The sequence below is a fragment of the Bacillus sp. 179-C3.3 HS genome (assembly GCF_047229225.1).
Taxonomy (GTDB): Bacteria; Bacillota; Bacilli; order Bacillales; family Bacillaceae; genus Bacillus.
In genome coordinates this window covers 59,076-77,256 of the sequence record NZ_JBFEFT010000002.1, presented here as the reverse complement: position 1 = coordinate 77,256, position 18,181 = coordinate 59,076, and the positions used below count along the sequence as shown (strand labels likewise).

General features: G+C 40.8%; 16 protein-coding genes. 13 read left to right on the top strand and 3 right to left on the bottom strand.

What is annotated here, in order from left to right:
- Nucleotides 1-4: 4 nt before the first annotated feature.
- Entirely contained in the window at nt 5-487 is a 483-nt protein-coding gene (locus AB1K80_RS02055) for a peptidyl-prolyl cis-trans isomerase (RefSeq protein ID WP_412854957.1), read from the bottom strand.
- Between the two features lie 120 nt (nt 488-607).
- Between AB1K80_RS02055 and glsA the strand changes: the two genes are divergently transcribed.
- From glsA to AB1K80_RS02030, 5 genes are all read left to right on the top strand, one after another.
- Nucleotides 608-1,537: a glutaminase A gene (gene glsA, locus AB1K80_RS02050; RefSeq protein ID WP_412854956.1), complete on the top strand. Its 930-nt coding sequence runs from the start codon at nt 608-610 to the stop codon at nt 1,535-1,537.
- 122 nt (nt 1,538-1,659) lie between these two features.
- Complete coding sequence (locus AB1K80_RS02045) at nt 1,660-1,941, top strand: YlaN family protein (protein WP_003212509.1); 282 nt, start codon at nt 1,660-1,662, stop codon at nt 1,939-1,941.
- Between the two features lie 210 nt (nt 1,942-2,151).
- Nucleotides 2,152-3,363 carry a putative lipid II flippase FtsW gene (gene ftsW, locus AB1K80_RS02040; protein WP_412854955.1) on the top strand — a complete coding sequence of 404 codons (1,212 nt, stop codon included), beginning with the start codon at nt 2,152-2,154 and terminating at the stop codon, nt 3,361-3,363.
- A gap of 77 nt (nt 3,364-3,440) precedes the next feature.
- Nucleotides 3,441-6,887: a pyruvate carboxylase gene (gene pyc / locus AB1K80_RS02035; protein ID WP_412854954.1), complete on the top strand. Its 3,447-nt coding sequence runs from the start codon at nt 3,441-3,443 to the stop codon at nt 6,885-6,887.
- A 100-nt stretch (nt 6,888-6,987) separates the two neighbouring features.
- Nucleotides 6,988-8,421 carry a cryptochrome/photolyase family protein gene (locus tag AB1K80_RS02030; RefSeq protein WP_412854953.1) on the top strand — a complete coding sequence of 478 codons (1,434 nt, stop codon included), beginning with the start codon at nt 6,988-6,990 and terminating at the stop codon, nt 8,419-8,421.
- Nucleotides 8,422-8,461: 40 nt separating this feature from the next.
- On the opposite strand, the gene AB1K80_RS02025 is transcribed toward AB1K80_RS02030, so the two are convergent.
- Nucleotides 8,462-9,385, bottom strand: a complete 924-nt coding sequence (locus AB1K80_RS02025) for a COX15/CtaA family protein (RefSeq protein ID WP_412854952.1) — start codon at nt 9,383-9,385, stop codon at nt 8,462-8,464.
- A 388-nt stretch (nt 9,386-9,773) separates the two neighbouring features.
- On the opposite strand from AB1K80_RS02025, the gene cyoE reads away from it, so the two are divergent.
- The 6 genes from cyoE to ctaG all read left to right on the top strand — a co-directional run bounded on the left by cyoE (nt 9,774) and on the right by ctaG (nt 15,942).
- Nucleotides 9,774-10,691, top strand: coding sequence for a heme o synthase (gene cyoE / locus AB1K80_RS02020; RefSeq protein WP_412854951.1), 918 nt, complete (start codon nt 9,774-9,776; stop codon nt 10,689-10,691).
- Between the two features lie 277 nt (nt 10,692-10,968).
- Entirely contained in the window at nt 10,969-12,036 is a 1,068-nt protein-coding gene (coxB, locus tag AB1K80_RS02015) for a cytochrome c oxidase subunit II (protein ID WP_412854950.1), read from the top strand.
- Between the two features lie 173 nt (nt 12,037-12,209).
- Nucleotides 12,210-14,081, top strand: coding sequence for a cytochrome c oxidase subunit I (ctaD, locus tag AB1K80_RS02010; RefSeq protein WP_412854949.1), 1,872 nt, complete (start codon nt 12,210-12,212; stop codon nt 14,079-14,081).
- Nucleotides 14,081-14,701, top strand: coding sequence for a cytochrome c oxidase subunit III (gene ctaE, locus AB1K80_RS02005; protein WP_412854948.1), 621 nt, complete (start codon nt 14,081-14,083; stop codon nt 14,699-14,701). Before ctaD ends, ctaE begins: the two co-directional genes overlap by 1 nt.
- Before the next feature lie 2 nt (nt 14,702-14,703).
- On the top strand, nt 14,704-15,033 hold the full coding sequence (gene ctaF / locus AB1K80_RS02000; protein WP_412854947.1) for a cytochrome c oxidase subunit IVB: 330 nt from the start codon (nt 14,704-14,706) through the stop codon (nt 15,031-15,033).
- 30 nt (nt 15,034-15,063) lie between these two features.
- Entirely contained in the window at nt 15,064-15,942 is an 879-nt protein-coding gene (gene ctaG, locus AB1K80_RS01995; protein WP_412854946.1) for a cytochrome c oxidase assembly factor CtaG, read from the top strand.
- Between the two features lie 34 nt (nt 15,943-15,976).
- Here ctaG and AB1K80_RS01990 read toward each other — a convergent pair whose 3' ends face one another.
- Nucleotides 15,977-16,342: a YugN family protein gene (locus AB1K80_RS01990; RefSeq protein WP_412854945.1), complete on the bottom strand. Its 366-nt coding sequence runs from the start codon at nt 16,340-16,342 to the stop codon at nt 15,977-15,979.
- A 133-nt stretch (nt 16,343-16,475) separates the two neighbouring features.
- Between AB1K80_RS01990 and AB1K80_RS01985 the strand changes: the two genes are divergently transcribed.
- The gene (locus tag AB1K80_RS01985) at nt 16,476-16,925 is read left to right on the top strand and encodes a CBS domain-containing protein (protein WP_412854944.1); all 450 of its coding nucleotides are present in this window, start codon (nt 16,476-16,478) and stop codon (nt 16,923-16,925) included.
- A 121-nt stretch (nt 16,926-17,046) separates the two neighbouring features.
- A complete protein-coding gene (locus tag AB1K80_RS01980; protein ID WP_412854943.1) occupies nt 17,047-18,090 on the top strand; it encodes a CAP domain-containing protein in 1,044 nt (347 codons plus the stop codon).
- Nucleotides 18,091-18,181 lie beyond the last annotated feature (91 nt).

Sequence of the window (18,181 nt, the reverse complement as noted above, 5' to 3'; positions counted from 1 at the left end):
CCACTTATGTAATGATGATTTCTTTCACACCTTTTATTGGGTGAGTCAAATTGGACCGATCCTCAAAATAGACATGGATGGGTCCTTCCTCTGTGATAGGCTTCCCATTTTGACTGAAATGGGCGATGCTTTCCATCGCTGTTGCGAGTGGAACGGCAAACGTTTCAGTTTCTGTGACAAATTCACAAGTGTTCGCATCTTCTAGTGGTTCGGCATTGTTCAGCATGTCTGAAAGTTTCATACCAAAGCTTCCTGTTACGAGTCTTTCTTTTTCATACTTTTTTTCTGTCTTTAACGTAGGTGGAAGTGTTTGACCTTCTCTAATGACACGCTCTTGGTCAAGCTCATGATCGACCTTCTCTGTGTCATGTAAGTCTTTCTCTTCAAAAAATGAATCCATTAAAAACTTGCGGTCATCGAAAATCCACACGCTAGGATCAATGGTGATGTTGTAACGTACGTTCCCCTTAATTTGAATAATACTCATTTGTCGGACAACCCCTTTCCCAAATAAATTATAGAAGTTTTTCACCGCTTTGTCACTTTCATAAACATGCTTGTCCTTGTACACACTAAACTTACATGAAATGTAGGGAGGATAATTGGTATGGCATGTCGTGACAATGAAGAGCTTCAGCGTTTTGTAGAAGAGGCAAGGAAAGTGGCGAAAGATGGGAAGGTTTCATCCTATATTCCAGCACTCGGTAAAGCAGTTGAAACGGATTTGTCCGTTGCTGTTTATCATGTGAGTAATACGTGTCAATCGGCAGGGGATGTGGATAAGCGTTTTACCTTGCAAAGCATTTCAAAAGTGCTATCGCTGGCACTTGTCTTATCAGAGGAAGGACCGAAAAAGGTGTTTCAATATGTTGGACAAGAACCAACTGGAGATCCCTTTAATTCGATGATTAAGCTTGAAACAGCTAGTCCGAATAAACCGCTTAATCCAATGATTAATGCAGGAGCACTGGCTGTAACGAGTTTAATCAGGGGAGCAACACCGCAAGATCGGCTCAATCGTCTGTTAACATTTATTCGAGAACTGGCGAATGATCAATCGATTACATATAGTCAGGAAACGGCATCATCAGAATTTGAAACATCCATGATTAACCGTGCAATGTGCTATTATATGAAACAATATCATATCATTGAAGGACAAGTGGAAGAGGTGATGGATTTATACACAAAGCAATGTGCGGTAATGATGAATAGCTTAGATCTCGCAAAAATCGCTTGTGTGTTTTCATTGGATGGAAGGCATCCTGAAACAGGGAAACAGGTTCTCTCTAAAGATGTCGCTAGAATTTGTAAAACCTTTATGGTGACGTGTGGTATGTACAATGCGAGCGGGGAATTTGCCATTAATATTGGAATACCTGCGAAAAGCGGCGTATCCGGGGGCATTATGGGAGTGGCCCCATATGATTTCGGGATCGGGATCTTTGGTCCTTCGTTGGATGAAAAAGGGAATAGCATCGCAGGGATTAAGTTACTTGAACTCATGAGTGAAAAATATGAGATGAGCATCTTCTAACATATGAACGTTTCAATTCATTTTTACAAGGAGAACTGCACAAATCTGCTTGCAATTTTGGGCGTTTCACTATATGATAAATAGAAGAATTAGGTACTCGCCTGGGGAACGGAGGGATACTTTTGGCGTCAGAAATTCTAGTCGATCATCGGCAAAAAGCACTTGCTTTATTAAAATTGGATGCAGATAAAATTTTAAAATTAATCCAAGTGCAAATGGACAACTTAACGATGCCGCAATGTCCTCTTTATGAAGAGGTTTTAGATACTCAAATGTTCGGATTATCAAGAGAAATTGATTTTGCTGTCCGACTTGGATTGGTTGATCAACATGAAGGCAAGAAACTACTCGATAAACTAGAGAGAGAGCTCTCCGCACTTCATGATGCGTTCACAAAAAAATAATGATTGAAAACTCAAACTTCCACAATCAAAGTTTGGGTTTTTTTGTCTCATTTTTATTTTGAACAATTGGAACCTGAACGGACTTGATCATTTCATGAATGACGAACAATATAAAAGAGGTAAAACGAGATCAAACGGAGAAAATGTAGTAAAATAAAAGCAGCTGAGAGGATACACAACAGTAGAAACAGACGTTAGGAAGAGGATTATATGTTAAAGAGAATGCTAAAATCGTATGACTACTCATTATTGTTCGCTATTTTATTACTAAGCGCATTCGGTTTAGTGATGGTATATAGCTCAAGTATGATTACATCTGTCATTAGATTCGAGGCTGCACCAGATAATTTTTTTAAGAAACAGCTTTTATTTATGATCATTGGGGCAGTACTCTTAGTCTTTACAGCACTTATCCCGTACCAGTTGCTTTCTGGTAAAAGGTTTCAAATTGTGATGCTGATCTTGACTGTTTTTTCACTCATTTATGTGTACTTTGGTGGTCACATCGCGGGAAATGCAAGAAGTTGGATCAAAATCGGCCCTTTTGGCATTCAGCCAGCAGAGTTTGTCAAGATTGTCGTCATCATTTATCTAGCTGCTGTTTATGCCAAAAAGCAGCATTATATCGATCATATTTTAAGAGGGGTAACACCTCCAATTGTCATTGTCTCCATTTTATGTGGATTCATCATTTTGCAGCCTGACTATGGGACGGCCTTTATCATTGGCATGATTGCGCTTGCGATGATTTTATGCTCAGGTTTTAGCGGCAAAACACTCGCAAAGCTGTTAGGGCTATTTAGCGCGGTGATGGTCATTGTGACGCCGTTTATTATTCTGTTTTGGGATAAAATTTTCACGCAAAATCGACTTGGACGTTTTGAAAGTTTTCAAGATCCTTTTAAAGATGCAGCTGCGACAGGACATCAATTGATCAATTCGTATTATGCCATTGGATCAGGTGGTTTTTTTGGGCTTGGTCTTGGTGAAAGTGTGCAAAAGTATGGATATCTCCCAGAATCGCACACAGACTTTATCATGGCGATTATTTCAGAGGAACTTGGCTTTTTCGGTGTGTTTTTTGTACTGGCTTTACTAGGCTTCATTGTGATAAAAGGATTTTACATTGCAAGAAAATGTGGTGATCCATTTGGAAGTTTACTTGCGATCGGCATATCTTCGATGATTGCGATCCAAACTTGTATTAATTTAGGCGGGGTTTCAGGTCTCATTCCAATCACAGGGGTGACGCTTCCATTTATCAGCTACGGGGGATCATCGATCATTTTACTTAGCTTAAGTATGGGGATATTGCTAAATATTAGCATGATGACTGAATATAAAGAACGGTTTAAAAAGAAAAAAACAATCAGTCAACCAGCGATTCAAAAAAATGGATTACAGAAAACATTGAATCTTTAGAAAACAAAAGTGTACAGTTTTCATTTCTTCCTTTATGATAGAGGAATATAAATTTTTAGGGATATGGAGGAGTGGGAATGTCACAGAGAACCATTCAGAAAGTTCTAGTTGCAAACAGAGGGGAAATAGCTATCAGAGTCTTCAGAGCGTGTACGGAGTTAAATCTACGTACAGTGGCCATTTACTCCAAAGAAGACTCAGGCTCTTACCATCGCTATAAAGCGGATGAAGCATATTTAGTTGGAGAAGGGAAAAAACCAATTGATGCCTACCTCGATATCGAGGGGATTATTGAAATTGCAAAACGACATGACGTGGATGCCATTCATCCAGGATACGGATTTTTATCCGAAAACATTCATTTTGCAAGACGATGTGAAGAGGAAGGCATTCAATTTATCGGTCCGACATCTCAACACTTAGATATGTTTGGGGATAAAGTAAAGGCGAGAGATGAAGCAAAGAAGGCTGGGATTCCTGTCATACCTGGAAGTGATGGGCCAGTTGATTCCGTTGAAGAAGTCGAAAAATTCGGTGAAGCATACGGTTATCCGTTTATTATTAAAGCGTCACTTGGCGGCGGCGGACGAGGCATGCGGATTGTCAGAACGAAAGAAGAGCTTCACGAAGCGTATGATCGTGCAAAATCAGAGGCAAAAGCTGCTTTTGGAAATGACGAGGTATATGTCGAAAAGCTAATCGAAAATCCGAAGCATATTGAAGTGCAGGTGATTGGTGACAATCATGGGAATATCGTCCATTTATATGAACGAGATTGCTCAGTACAAAGACGTCACCAAAAGGTCATCGAAGTTGCACCAAGTGTCTCGCTACCAGAACAATTACGTGAAGACATATGTGAAGCAGCTGTCAAGCTAGCTCGAAATGTGTCCTATATCAATGCTGGGACTGTCGAGTTCTTAGTTGCGAATAATGAATTTTACTTTATTGAAGTAAACCCTAGAGTTCAGGTAGAACATACTATTACAGAAATGATTACAGGTGTAGATATTGTTCAAACGCAAATTCTAGTGGCTAAAGGGTACGACCTTCATGGCAAGGAAGTGGGGATACCGAAGCAAGAGGATATCTTCACACATGGCTATGCCATTCAATCGAGGGTGACAACGGAAGATCCTTTAAATGACTTCATGCCAGATACTGGGAAAATAATGGCGTATCGTTCAGGTGGAGGATTTGGTGTTCGTCTTGATACAGGAAATAGCTTTCAAGGAGCGGTGATTACACCTTATTACGATTCATTGTTGGTCAAGCTGTCCACGTGGGCACTCACTTTTGATCAAGCTGCAGCTAAAATGGTTCGTAATTTACAGGAGTTTAGGATTCGCGGTATTAAAACGAACATTCCATTCCTAGAAAACGTTGCAAAGCATGAGAAATTCCTCAAAGGCGAATATGATACATCGTTTATTGATTCCACACCAGAACTATTTAATTTCCCGAAGCAAAAAGACCGTGGAACAAAAATGTTGACTTATATTGGTAACGTTACCGTAAACGGATTTCCTGGGATTGCGGAGAAAAATAAACCTCTTTTTGACACACCGAATGTACCAAAGCTACCTGTTCATGAACAAATGGCAACGGGAACAAAACAGCTATTAGATACACATGGGCCTGAAGGGCTCGCTCAATGGGTGAAAGATCAAAAGCAGGTTTTATTAACAGATACAACCTTTAGAGATGCACATCAATCTCTTCTTGCGACTCGATTCAGAACGCATGATTTAAAGAAAATTGCACAACCAACTGCAGGATTATGGCCAGAGCTATTCAGTATGGAGATGTGGGGCGGGGCTACATTCGATGTGGCGTATCGTTTCTTAAAGGAAGATCCGTGGGAAAGGTTGAAGGAGCTTCGACAAGAAGTGCCAAACACTTTGTTCCAAATGCTTTTAAGATCATCGAATGCTGTAGGATACACCAACTATGCAGATAATGTGATTAAAGCATTTGTAAAGGAATCGGCAGAAGCGGGCATTGATGTATTCCGTATCTTCGATAGCTTGAACTGGGTGAAAGGAATGACACTTGCGATTGATTCTGTTCGTGAATCAGGGAAAGTAGCAGAGGCAGCAATCTGTTATACAGGAGACATTCTAGATCCATCTCGTTCTAAATATAGCCTTGATTATTATGTGTCTCTTGCGAAAGAGCTTGAAAGTGCAGGCGCCCATATATTAGGGATTAAAGATATGGCGGGCTTACTCAAGCCGCAGGCAGCGTATGAGCTCGTATCAGCATTAAAAGATCAACTCAACATTCCAATCCACCTTCATACGCATGATACAAGTGGAAATGGACTATTTACGTATGCAAGAGCGATTGATGCCGGTGTTGATATTGTCGATGTTGCCGTCAGTTCTATGGCGGGCCTTACGTCTCAGCCAAGTGCAAGCTCATTATTTTATGCATTAGATGGGCATGAAAGAAAGCCGGACATGAACGTACAAGCTGTGGAAAGCTTATCTCAATACTGGGATTCAGTCAGAAAGTATTATCATGAATTCGAAAGTGGGATGAACTCACCACATACAGAAATTTATGTGCATGAAATGCCAGGCGGTCAGTATAGTAACTTGCAACAGCAGGCCAAAGGGGTAGGTCTTGGTGAGCGCTGGAACGAAGTGAAGGAAATGTATAGACGTGTGAATGATATGTTTGGTGATATTGTCAAAGTCACACCATCTTCTAAAGTAGTTGGAGATATGGCACTTTATATGGTGCAAAATGATTTAACGGAAGAGGATGTTTATGAAAAAGGCGCATCCCTAGATTTCCCTGATTCTGTTGTTGAACTATTTAAAGGTTACTTAGGTCAGCCACATGGCGGATTCCCAGAAAAACTGCAAAAGTTGATTTTAAAAGGGGAAGAGCCAATCACAGTGAGACCTGGTGAGAAGCTTGAACCTGTAGACTTCAACGAAATTAAGCAACAGTTTAAAGAATCACATGATCTCACATTGTCAGAAAAAGATGCCATTGCATATGCATTATATCCAAAAGTCTTTTCTGAATTTGTACAAACAGCAGAAAGTTATGGGGACATTTCAGTTCTCGACACACCTACATTCTTTTATGGAATGAGACTGGGCGAAGAGATTGAAGTGGAAATTGAAAAAGGGAAAACCCTCATTGTGAAACTTGTGTCAATTGGAGAGCCGAATCCTAATGCGACAAGAGTCCTTTACTTTGAGTTAAATGGACAACCACGCGAAGTTGTGATTAAGGATGAAAGCATCAAATCCTCCGTACAAGAAAAAATGAAGGCAGACCGAACCAATCCTCAACATATTGCTGCATCGATGCCAGGCACAGTGATCAAACTGCTCGTTGAAAAGGGGCAGAAAGTATCGCAAGGTGAGCAGCTCATGATTAATGAAGCAATGAAAATGGAAACAACCGTTCAAGCACCATACTCTGCGGTTGTCGATGAAATTCATGTAAACAACGGGGAAGCCATTCAAACTGGTGACTTGCTGATCGTTTTAAAGCCTGAATAATGATCGAGACACATCCTTTGGGATGTGTCTTTTTTATGAGCGCATTAAAATGTGCAAGCCATCGTGAGAGTGATTACACTATAACATGAGGTGAAGAACGTTGGACATTGTCGTGATTTGGTTTCGTCGCGATATGAGATTGAATGATCATATCGCACTGTCAAAGGCGATGACATATGCTAAAAAACATCATTACAAATTATTTGCTTTTTATCATTTGGACCCTTATTTTACAGAAATGGAGCTTGATTTAAACCATGAACATTTCTTTCAAAATTTGGCCCACTTTGTGAAAGAGGCGAGAAACGCGCATTTATATGTTCATCTTTTCCATGATGATGTCATTTCTGCCTTCGGACAAGTGATGAGTCACTACGATATCAAAGCTGTCTTTTTCAATGAAGATCAAGTAGGAATAGGAAAAAAACGAGATGATCAAGTGACCGATTTCTTAGAAAAGAAGGGCATTCATGTGTCTAAGTGGCAAGATACACAATTGCATGGGGCGAAAGAAGTCATGAAGGCAGATGGTACCCATTATCAAGTGTTCACACCATATTATCACTCATGGAGGAAACAAGAGAAACAGCCTGTGATCAAAGTTGATCCACCCTTTTTCAATGGTGAACACATCGTTTGTGATGAGGCACTTTCACAAAAGGGAGATACTAAACTGAGGGAGATCATCAAGCGCTGTTCAAGGAGATTTGATCAAATTGGTGAAGAAAAAGCGGCAAAAACCCTTCGCGCCTTTATTCAAAAGAGGATGGAAAGGTATCATGTGCAACGTGATGTTCCATCGTTGTTTGGCACAAGTAAGCTGTCGAGATTCTTAAAAACAGGGACGATCTCTATTCGAACGATCTTCCATGCCATCATGCAGGAGGAACTTTTTGACGATGAAGGTAGGGAAACATTTATGAAAGAGCTCGCATGGCGGGACTTCTATCATATGATATTTGCCCATTATCCGGATATGAAAGAGAAGGAAATCAATGCTGCATTCCAAGGGATAGAGTGGAACGAAGATGAGTCGCTTTTTGAAGCGTGGTGCCAAGGGAAAACAGGATTTCCGCTCGTTGATGCGGGGATGAGACAGTTAAATGAAGAAGGCTGGATGCACAATCGTTTGCGAATGGTCACAGCTTCTTTTTTAACGAAGGATTACTTCATTGATTGGAGAAAAGGCGAAGCGTATTTCGCTAAAAAACTAGTGGATTATGATGAGGCTTCAAATATTGGAGGGTTTCAGTGGGCGGCATCAGTTGGGACAGATGCAGTCCCGTATTTCCGCATTTTTAATCCAATGACTCAATCAAAACGATTTGATCCACAAGGAGAATTCATTCGAAGGTATGTACCAGAACTGAAGCATGTTAGCGAGAAATGGATACACGAACCGAGTAAAATGCCACTTGATGAACAGACAAAGACGGGCTGCCTACTTGGCGATACTTATCCTCTACCGACAGTGGATCATCAAATGCGACGTAAAGAAGCGATCGCATTATTTGAAAAAGCCAAACAACAATAAAAGAATCCCCCTTTTCACATGAAAGGGGGATTGGGTTGGTTTATCTAAATGGTTCCTTGCTTTCATACTTAAAACGTGCAATGAGTAGACAGAAGTAGCAAAGGATCCCAAACAAGCAAGCAATAAAGAACGAATGTGCAAGCGCATAGCCAAGTGCAAGTTGAGAATATACAGACATCACACCTGAAACGGCTTGAAGGGTGATGAGAATGGCGGAAATGATCCATCCATAATATAGTTGCTTTTGATCTTTATAATGCTTCATGGCATGGAACAGGGCAATAAATATCCAGATGAATAATAGGATCGCCACTGCTCTGTGAGACATTTGCACCCATTGGGTAAAATGAGTCGGGAGTGCGCCGTCTTTTGAACAAAGCGGGAATACAGAACAAGCTAAGCTTGATTTTGTATGTCTAACATACGCACCCGTATACACCACGATATACGTATACGTAATTAATCCATAAATGTGAAACTGCATTGTTTTGCCGATATGGAGCGGCTTCATCAGCTTCGTTTCAGATTTGGTCGCCTCAAAAACTAAAAGGGCAAGCAATAGGATGGAAGCAAAGGAAATAAGAGAAATACCGAAATGCAATGCCATCACAAGTGCGTTAGAACCAAATACAACTGCTAATGCACCTAACAGTGCTTGAAGCAGTAAAAAGATAATGGACATGATCACCAAAAATTTGGTTTCACGAAAAACTGGACTAATTTTCTTCCAGCATAAGATGGCAAGTGCGAGAACAAGAATGGTTGAAACACCTGTCGACATCCGATGACTCCATTCAATGATGGAAGCAGGGTTCATTTCAGGTAAGAAACGGCCGTGACAAAGAGGCCATTCTCTTCCGCAACCAAGACCGGAACCAGTTTTAGTGACAAGCGCACCGCCAATCAAAACGATCAGCATCACAAATGTTGTGACAACGCTCAATAGTCTTAAAATAAATTTCATCAAATGATTTTCACCTTCTCTAAAAAACTATGATGCAAAAGAAACCTCTCATGTTCTCAAGTGTAAGCCAAATGCTTGTTCTGTGGCAATTCATAATGGCCAATGTTCACAAAAAAATGATAAGTTAGTTCACAAAGTTTACAGAATTAGAGTGCTTGATCTTTCTTTGACAGTCTGATAGAAATAGAGGAGAGAATATTTCATTTTGCGCCGCCTTCTCAAACGAAGATATCCTATAAATTCACGAAAAGTTCACAAATAACTTCGAGATTGTCGTTTATTATTTAATAGGATGTTTTTTTACAGCCTTTTATCTTGTATGATAGAGTTATAGTGTTTTTTGTTTCACCTGTAAGTTTGAAGGCCTGGGCAAGGGAGGTTATACACATTGGCAAATTCCAAAACAGCCGCGGAAGCAGCTCTTCATGGACAAATAGAAGAAACAACAGCTTGGGAAGATTTTCTTGCACTCATTAAAATGGGCATCGTCAATTCCAATTTTATTACAACATTTACGGGAATGTGGCTTGCTTTTTACTTTACAGATATGAGCTTCCTCGGGAATCTCGATATTGTTTTGTTAACGATGATCGGTTCTTCACTTGTCATTGCTGGTTCATGCGCCATTAATAATGCGTTTGACCGTGATATTGATATCGTTATGGAAAGAACAAAGAACAGACCGACGGTTACTGGTAAAATTACGCCTGGGCAAGCGTATGTATTTGGCATAATGCTTGTTGTACTTGGACTCATTATGCTTCTCATGACAACCGTCATCGCAGCAGTGATTGGGTTTATTGGTGTATTTACGTATGCTGTTCTCTACACTATGTGGTCTAAACGTCACTATACGATTAATACAGTCATTGGAAGTGTTTCTGGTGCCGTTCCGCCATTAATCGGTTGGACAGCAGTCACTGGCACAATTGATACAACAGCTTGGGTGCTGTTTATGATCATGTTCATCTGGCAAATCCCGCATTTCCTCTCACTGGCAATTAAGAAAACGGAAGATTACCGCAAAGCAGGCATTCCGATGCTTCCAGTGGTTTATGGGTTTGAAGTAACAAAACGTCAAATCATCATATGGACAGCATGTCTTCTACCGCTTCCATTTTTCTTAGGTGATTTAGGATGGCCGATTGTTGCGCTTGGCACACTGCTAAACATAGGGTGGTTAGTCATTGCCCTCATAGGTTTTAAAATGAAAGATATCATGAAGTGGGCAACACTCATGTTCGTCTATTCATTAAACTATTTAACCATCTTTTTCGTTGCAATGATTATTATCACACTATTCTAGATTGAAATACACTTTGATCACATCACAACTAAGGCTATAACTTATAACACAACATTTCTAACAACTATGAAAGCCGCCTGATATCCAGTTCTATTTAGGCGGCTTTCTGTTTATACATAGATGGTATTTTGAGTAAAAAAATCATTTTTTTATGAAAAGAGGAAATGTAAGTGCTTTAATTAGGGGCGGGGGTTGTCGATGAGTAAAAAGTGATTTTATAAATTAGAAGTAAAAGCGAAAGGCAAAGGAGATCAAGCAAAAGGGGTTGGGACAAATTATGATAAGAAAATGGCGTGTGTATTCACTGTTTCTCATACTGTCGCTCGTTTTGGCGGGCTGCGGTGAACCATACTTATCTACACTCAAGCCAGTTGGGGAAGTAGCTGATAAACAATTTTTCCTAACGGTATTGAGTACACTCATTATGGTTCTTGTTGTCATTGTTGTATCGATCATTTTCTTTTACGTCATCATTAAATTCAAACGTTCTAAAGTGGGAGAAAAGACCATACCAAAACAGGTGGAAGGAAACCGGAATCTAGAAATTACATGGACAGCGATACCGATCCTTCTTCTCATCATTCTCGTGGTACCTGTTGTCACATACACGCTTGAATTAGGGGATACAAGCGCGATGGAAAAGAAAAAGCGGGATCCAGAGAAAACACTTGTTGTAAATGTAAGAGCTAGCTTATATTGGTGGGAATTTGAATACCCTGATTACGGGATTGTCACGAGTCAGGAATTGATTGTACCGACAGATCAAAAAGTATATTTTAAGCTAAAAGCATCAGATGTGAAACACTCGTTCTGGATTCCATCTGCTGGTGGTAAAATCGATACAAATACAGACAATGAAAATAAATTCTATTTAACATTTGATTCGAAACGCACAAAAAATGCAGGTGAATATTTCTATGGGAAATGTGCAGAGCTGTGCGGTCCATCACATGCTTTAATGGACTTTAAAGTTAAAACGCTTTCTCAAGATGAGTTTTTAGGATGGACGAAAAAAATGGCAGATTATCAAAAGCCAACATCTACTATAGACTTAGCTTTAGAGGGTGAACAACTATTTAAAGAGAAAAACTGCTTAAGCTGTCACGCAGTGGAACCTGGAGACGAACGGCCAGAAGCAGCAAGGACGGCACCAAACCTTGCAACCTTTGGAGAACGAACGAAAGTAGCTGGGATCAAAGACATGAACAAAGAAAATGTGAAAACATGGCTAAAAGATCCAGAAAGCTTTAAACCGGGTAATAAGATGACGGGGACGTACCCTAAATTGGATGACTCAGAGGCTGAAGCCCTCTATGAGTATTTAAAAGGTCTTAAAATAGAGTAATTTAGATGTCCAACATGACATCAATTGGGTATGAAGTGTTTGAAGAGCTCCCGAAAAAGCCTCTACAACCGAGAAGAAGTCAACGGTAGGTCACAGATTCAATAAAGTCGTGCGATATTTGAAGATAGGCAACAAATTGAAAAGGGGTAAATGGGAGATAAGAGGGGGATTTCATGGTGAGTACAATAGCTAAAAAGCGGGGATTTGGCGCTGTCTTATGGGATTACTTGACGACGGTCGATCACAAAAAAATCGCCATATTATATTTAGTGGCAGGGGGATTTTTCTTTTTGGTTGGCGGCCTAGAAGCGATGTTTATCCGTATACAGCTAGCCATCCCGGAAAATAATTTTCTTGATGCAGGATTTTATAATGAAATGATGACCATGCATGGGACGACAATGATTTTCCTTGCAGCCATGCCGCTTTTATTTGCATTAATGAATGCGGTTGTGCCAATTCAAATTGGAGCGCGTGATGTCGCGTTTCCGTTTCTGAATTCACTAGGGTTTTGGTTGTTCTTCTTTGGAGGGATTTTCTTAAATCTTGGTTGGTTTTTAGGCGGATCTCCTGATGCAGGATGGACTGCGTATGCGTCGCTTACACTGGACTCAGCAGGACATGGCATGGATTTTTATATTTTGGGATTGCAGATAGCTGGTATCGGTACGTTGATTGCTGGGATTAACTTTCTTGTGACGATTATTAATATGAGAACACCTGGCATGACGTATATGAGAATGCCGCTATTTACTTGGACGACATTCGTCGCATCTGCTCTTATTTTGTTCGCTTTTCCTCCTTTAACGGCAGGGCTGGCGATGCTGATGCTTGATAGAATGTTTGACACAAGCTTTTTCAATCCAGCGCTTGGTGGAAATACAATCATCTGGGAGCATCTATTCTGGATTTTCGGACACCCAGAAGTTTATATTTTAATCCTTCCAGCATTCGGGATTTTCTCTGAGATTATTCCTGTGTTTGCGAGAAAAAGATTGTTTGGCTATTCATCGATGGTTTTCGCTACTGTCTTGATTGGCTTCCTCGGTTTCATGGTGTGGGCGCATCATATGTTCACAACGGGACTTGGACCAATTGCGAATGCGATTTTCGCTGTAGCGACGATGGCAATTGCAGTACCTACTGGAATTAAAGTATTCAACTGGCTCCTCACCATCTGGGGTGGGAATGTCAAATTTACGACGCCAATGCTGTATTCTGTCGCGTTTATTCCGTCCTTCTTACTAGGCGGAGTAACAGGGGTCATGCTCGCAGCAGCGGCAGCAGATTATCAGTTCCATGATACGTACTTCGTTGTCGCGCATTTCCACTATGTCATTATTGGTGGAGTCGTGTTCGGGATTTTAGCAGGTGTGCATTATTGGTGGCCGAAAATGTTTGGAAAAATACTCAATGAAAAGCTTGGTAAGATTGGTTTTGTGCTCTTTTTTATCGGCTTCCATTTGACATTTTTTATTCAACATTTCTTAGGTCTATGGGGGATGCCGCGTCGCGTCTTTACGTTCTTGCCGGGTCAGGGTCTAGAGCTTGGAAACCTGATTAGTACCATTGGGGCGCTGTTTATGTTTGTAGCTGTTGTGATTATGTTAATTAACGTTATCTGGACAACAGCAAAAGGCGAGCGTGTATCGAGTGATCCATGGGAAGATGGAAGAACACTTGAGTGGACTGTCTCTTCACCACCGCCTGAATATAATTTCAAACAGTTGCCACTTGTGAGAGGACTTGATCCGTTGTGGATTGAGAAAATGGACGGCAAGAAACGAATGACAGCATCAGAACCACTCGGTGATATTCACATGCCGAATAATTCCATTTTGCCAGTGATTATCTCATTCGGTCTATTTGTGTCAGCATTTGGTTTCATGTATCGTCAAGAACATAGCTGGGGTCTTCCGGTGATCCTCATTGGACTTGGCATTACATTTGCGACGATGCTCGCTCGATCTCTTAAAGACGATCATGGGTATCATATACACAAAGAAGATTTGACCGATGACGATGATAAAGGGGTGAAAGCATAATGGAACCACAAAAAATGACAGCGGAGACCTTTCCAGCTTCACCAGAGAAAGCCACGTTAGAAGGGAAAAATAAATTTATCGGGTTCTGGTTGTTTCTTGGGGGAGAAACCGTTCTGTTTGCATCTTTGTTTGCGACTTACTTAGCATTGAAAAATTCAAATGCAGGTGGCGCAAAAACAACAGAAATTTTTGATATTACACTCGTTTTTATTGCCACAATGCTTCTTTTAACAAGCAGTTTAACGAGTGTGTATGCCATGTATCATATGAAAAACTTTGCCTTTAAAAAAATGCAGCTGTGGCTAGGTATTACTGTCCTGTTAGGCGCTTCATTTTTAGCGCTTGAAATTTATGAGTTTTACCATTATGTGCATGAATATGAATTTACAATTACCAGCTCTGCTCTTGGCTCAGCCTTCTACACACTCGTTGGAACGCACGGAGCGCACGTTGCCTTTGGACTTTGCTGGATCACGGCTCTGATCATTCGCAATAGTAGACGAGGGCTAGATTTATACAATGCGCCTAAATATTATGTTGCCAGTCTTTATTGGCATTTCATCGATGTTGTGTGGGTCTTCATCTTTACCGTTGTATATTTAATGGGAATGGTGGGATAAGAATGGGAAATAAAAACACAAATCTTTCAAAGGTAGATCTTGTCTATCGTAAGAAAAAAAATGCCGAAGAAATGAAGCATCAACTCATTTCTTTCGGCTTGATGATTGGATTAACATTTGTTGCCTTTTTAACCATTGCCTCTGATGAGATTGGGAATTGGTTTGCGGTCCCTTTTATTTTACTGCTAGCAGGGATTCAGGTGGCCTTTCAGCTTTACTATTTTATGCACATGAATCAAAAAGGGCATGAAACACCCGCATTGTTTCTTTACTCAGGTGTGTTTGTTGCGTTTATTACCGTTCTGGCCTTTTTGACCATTATTTGGTGGTAAGCCGGCTTTGCCCTTGAAGGAGGCGCAACAATGGAGAATTTAGAAATATTCGGTTTCAGGGCGTTATGGAGCCCATACTATTTGATTTGTATCGTATTCGCTGCGGCTTGCTATCTCCTTCTTGTGACGAAGGGGAAGCACCGCGCAACGATGAAGGAAAAAGCTCTGTTTCTGTCTGGCCTTGTGCTGTTATATGTCGTGAAAGGCAGCCCAATTGACTTGATGGGGCATATCATGTTCAGTGCCCATATGGCGCAGATGGCCATACTGTACTTAGTCGTTCCGCCTCTATTGATCACGGGATTACCTGTCGCGATTTGGGAGCGGATCATTCAAGTACGAGGAATTCAGGTCATCTTCCGTCTGTTATCCAAGCCTCTGATTGCTTTGATTGGCTTTAATGGACTGTTTTCCATTTATCACATTCCGCTCGTGTTTGATTTTGTGAAAACTGATCCGTTTTACCATGCACTGATGACTGTTGTGATTTTTATCGCTGCCTTTTTCATGTGGTGGCCACTTGTCCATAAGGTCCAAAGTCAGCCGCAAATCACTGGCATTTTAAAGCTAGGCTATATTATGGCAGATGGGATACTGATGACGCCTGCCTGTGCATTAATCATGTTTAGTAATACACCGATCTATGCGACCTATTCGGACGCAGGCGCATGGATTCAAGCTCTGCATTTATGTGTCCCAGGTGATATGCTTGCAGGTCTCTCACTTACAGGACCAGATATGTTTCACACGTTGCCATTGCTGGAGGATCAACAGCTAGGGGCGATTTTGATGAAAATCATTCAAGAAATTGTTTACGGGTCTATTCTGGCCGTTGTCTTTTTCGACTGGGCGAGAAAAGAAAGAGCGAAAGATGCCGTGCCGGACGCGCTCATTCCGAAATATGAATAAACAAAAGCACAGCCACATGGGCTGTGCTTTATTTTTATGCTTCAGCAGTCATTGATTCTAGCTTTTCCTTCAGTCTACCGAGCGTTTTTTTGCTTGATTGGATCAGAGATGAAGGGAAATCTTCACCTTCTCCATATTCTACACCATGCGGGTAATAGTGTTTCCCCAGTAACGGTGTGAGCAGTTGGATATGTGCTTTTTTTGAACCGACATCCCCTTCAGTGGCATAGCCGGAGATTCGTAAATAGAATGTTCCTTCTACCATGCTATACTTTCGGTCATACGTGACACGCTCATAATCCCATTGATCGGCTCTTACAAACCCTTCACTTTCCATGATGAAATCAAGTTTATTTAAGTCAGCTGATATTTTTTCAATCCCCGTACCTTCAAATTTCACCCAAAACCCCTCCTTATAAAATTTCCCTTTACTGACAATCATAGTATGAAAGCGTTAAACTTTCAACTGTGAAAGGTATGTTCTCATAGGAGCTGGTTACAGTAATGAAGGAAAAAACGATGGAGGGATCATTGTGAAAACGAAAAAAATCAAAGATATTATGACCAAAAAAGTGATTACTTGTCAAAAAGATGACAATGTATATGAGGCCGCTGTGAAAATGAAAACAGCTGACATAGGTGCCATTCCTATAGTTGAAGGTGACCAACTCGTGGGTATTGTGACGGACCGTGACCTTGTGCTTAGAGGGATTGCAGAGAAAAAGCCGAACTCACAAGCGGTTAGTAACGTGATGACGAAGGAAGTACTGACTGCAGAGGAAGATGCAACACTTGAAGAAATTGTCCGTTTAATGTCAGAGTATCAGCTCCGCCGTATCCCAGTAGTCAAAGGCGGTACGTTGACAGGGATCGTAGCTCTTGGCGACTTATCGGTCGAGGATTTGGCGAACGATCGTGCAGGGGATGCGTTGACAGAAATTTCACAACAAGACCGAGATCATGGTCAAGGATTTCTCCATTAAAAAAGGCATATTTTAAATTCGTGTTAAATAGGCTGTATTGTCGTTGATAAATGGAGAAAGTTTTGTTTAAATGACAGTAGCGGGTATTTTTGTACCTGGCCAATTGAACGGAGGTGTTTATTTGAAAACTGTGCTGAAAACACTCTTCATCCTCCTGATCATTTCTGGAACGTATGTTCTGTTTATTCAATATGGATCTTCACCAGAAAAAGAGAATAGCAATCAACCGAAGGTGTCTAATGAAGAAGCTTCTAGTGATAAGCCGATGAATATCCCGAAAAAAGGTCTCATGTCTTTTATGGGGAAATCGTCAAATGAAGTACTGAAACAGCTTGGAGAGCCAGATCGCATTGATCCTTCCGCATATGATTATGACTGGTGGGTATACAATCAATCGAAAAAGCATTATATACAGGTAGGGGTTAAGGATAGTAAAGTTGTGACTTTGTTTGCAACAGGTGACGGGCTGAATGTGGAACCGTTTAAAATCGGTCAAGCCACAAGTGAGATTTTTAAGAAAACACAAATTGCGCCTTATGTTCATGTAGAAGACGGTCAAAACTCATATCGTTTTGAATTCTCAGAAGATGATATGAATACAAGACCAACGGTAAAGGTGGAAGATGATATCTATGTCCAACTTTACATGGATAAGTTTGAAAGTACACTTTCAAGCATTCGAGCTTTTAACGCCGATACCTTTGTGAAGCAAAAGCCATATGAGGTGGTCTATCGGGGTCAACTGATTGAACCAGAAGCGATTTCAGGTGACAAATGGAAAGAAATCGAAGCTTCCAGCCAAAAACAAATTTTTGATATGACGAACATTATCCGACATAAATACAAGCTGCCAACACTTCAGTGGGATGATGACACCTCTGAAGTGGCATTTATGCACAGTGTGGATATGAGAGAGAATCGTTATTTTTCTCACGAGTCTAAAAAGTACGGTACACTCAAAGATCGATTAGAAAGAGGCGAGGTCACATTCCAGCTCGCAGGTGAGAACATTGCGTATAACTATGTAGATGGACCAGCAGCTGTAGAAGGCTGGCTCAATAGCGAAGGTCACCGAAAGGCGTTATTGCATAAGGATTACACGCATCTTGGTGTTGGCGTCAAAGAAAAATATTATACGCAAAATTTTATAAAGAAAGCTTCTTAGCAGCTGCACATGTGCGGCTGTTTTTTTATTGGAAAAATGGTGCACCAAATCGAATGAAGCTGTATATAGTATAGTAGGCATTTGTATAGGG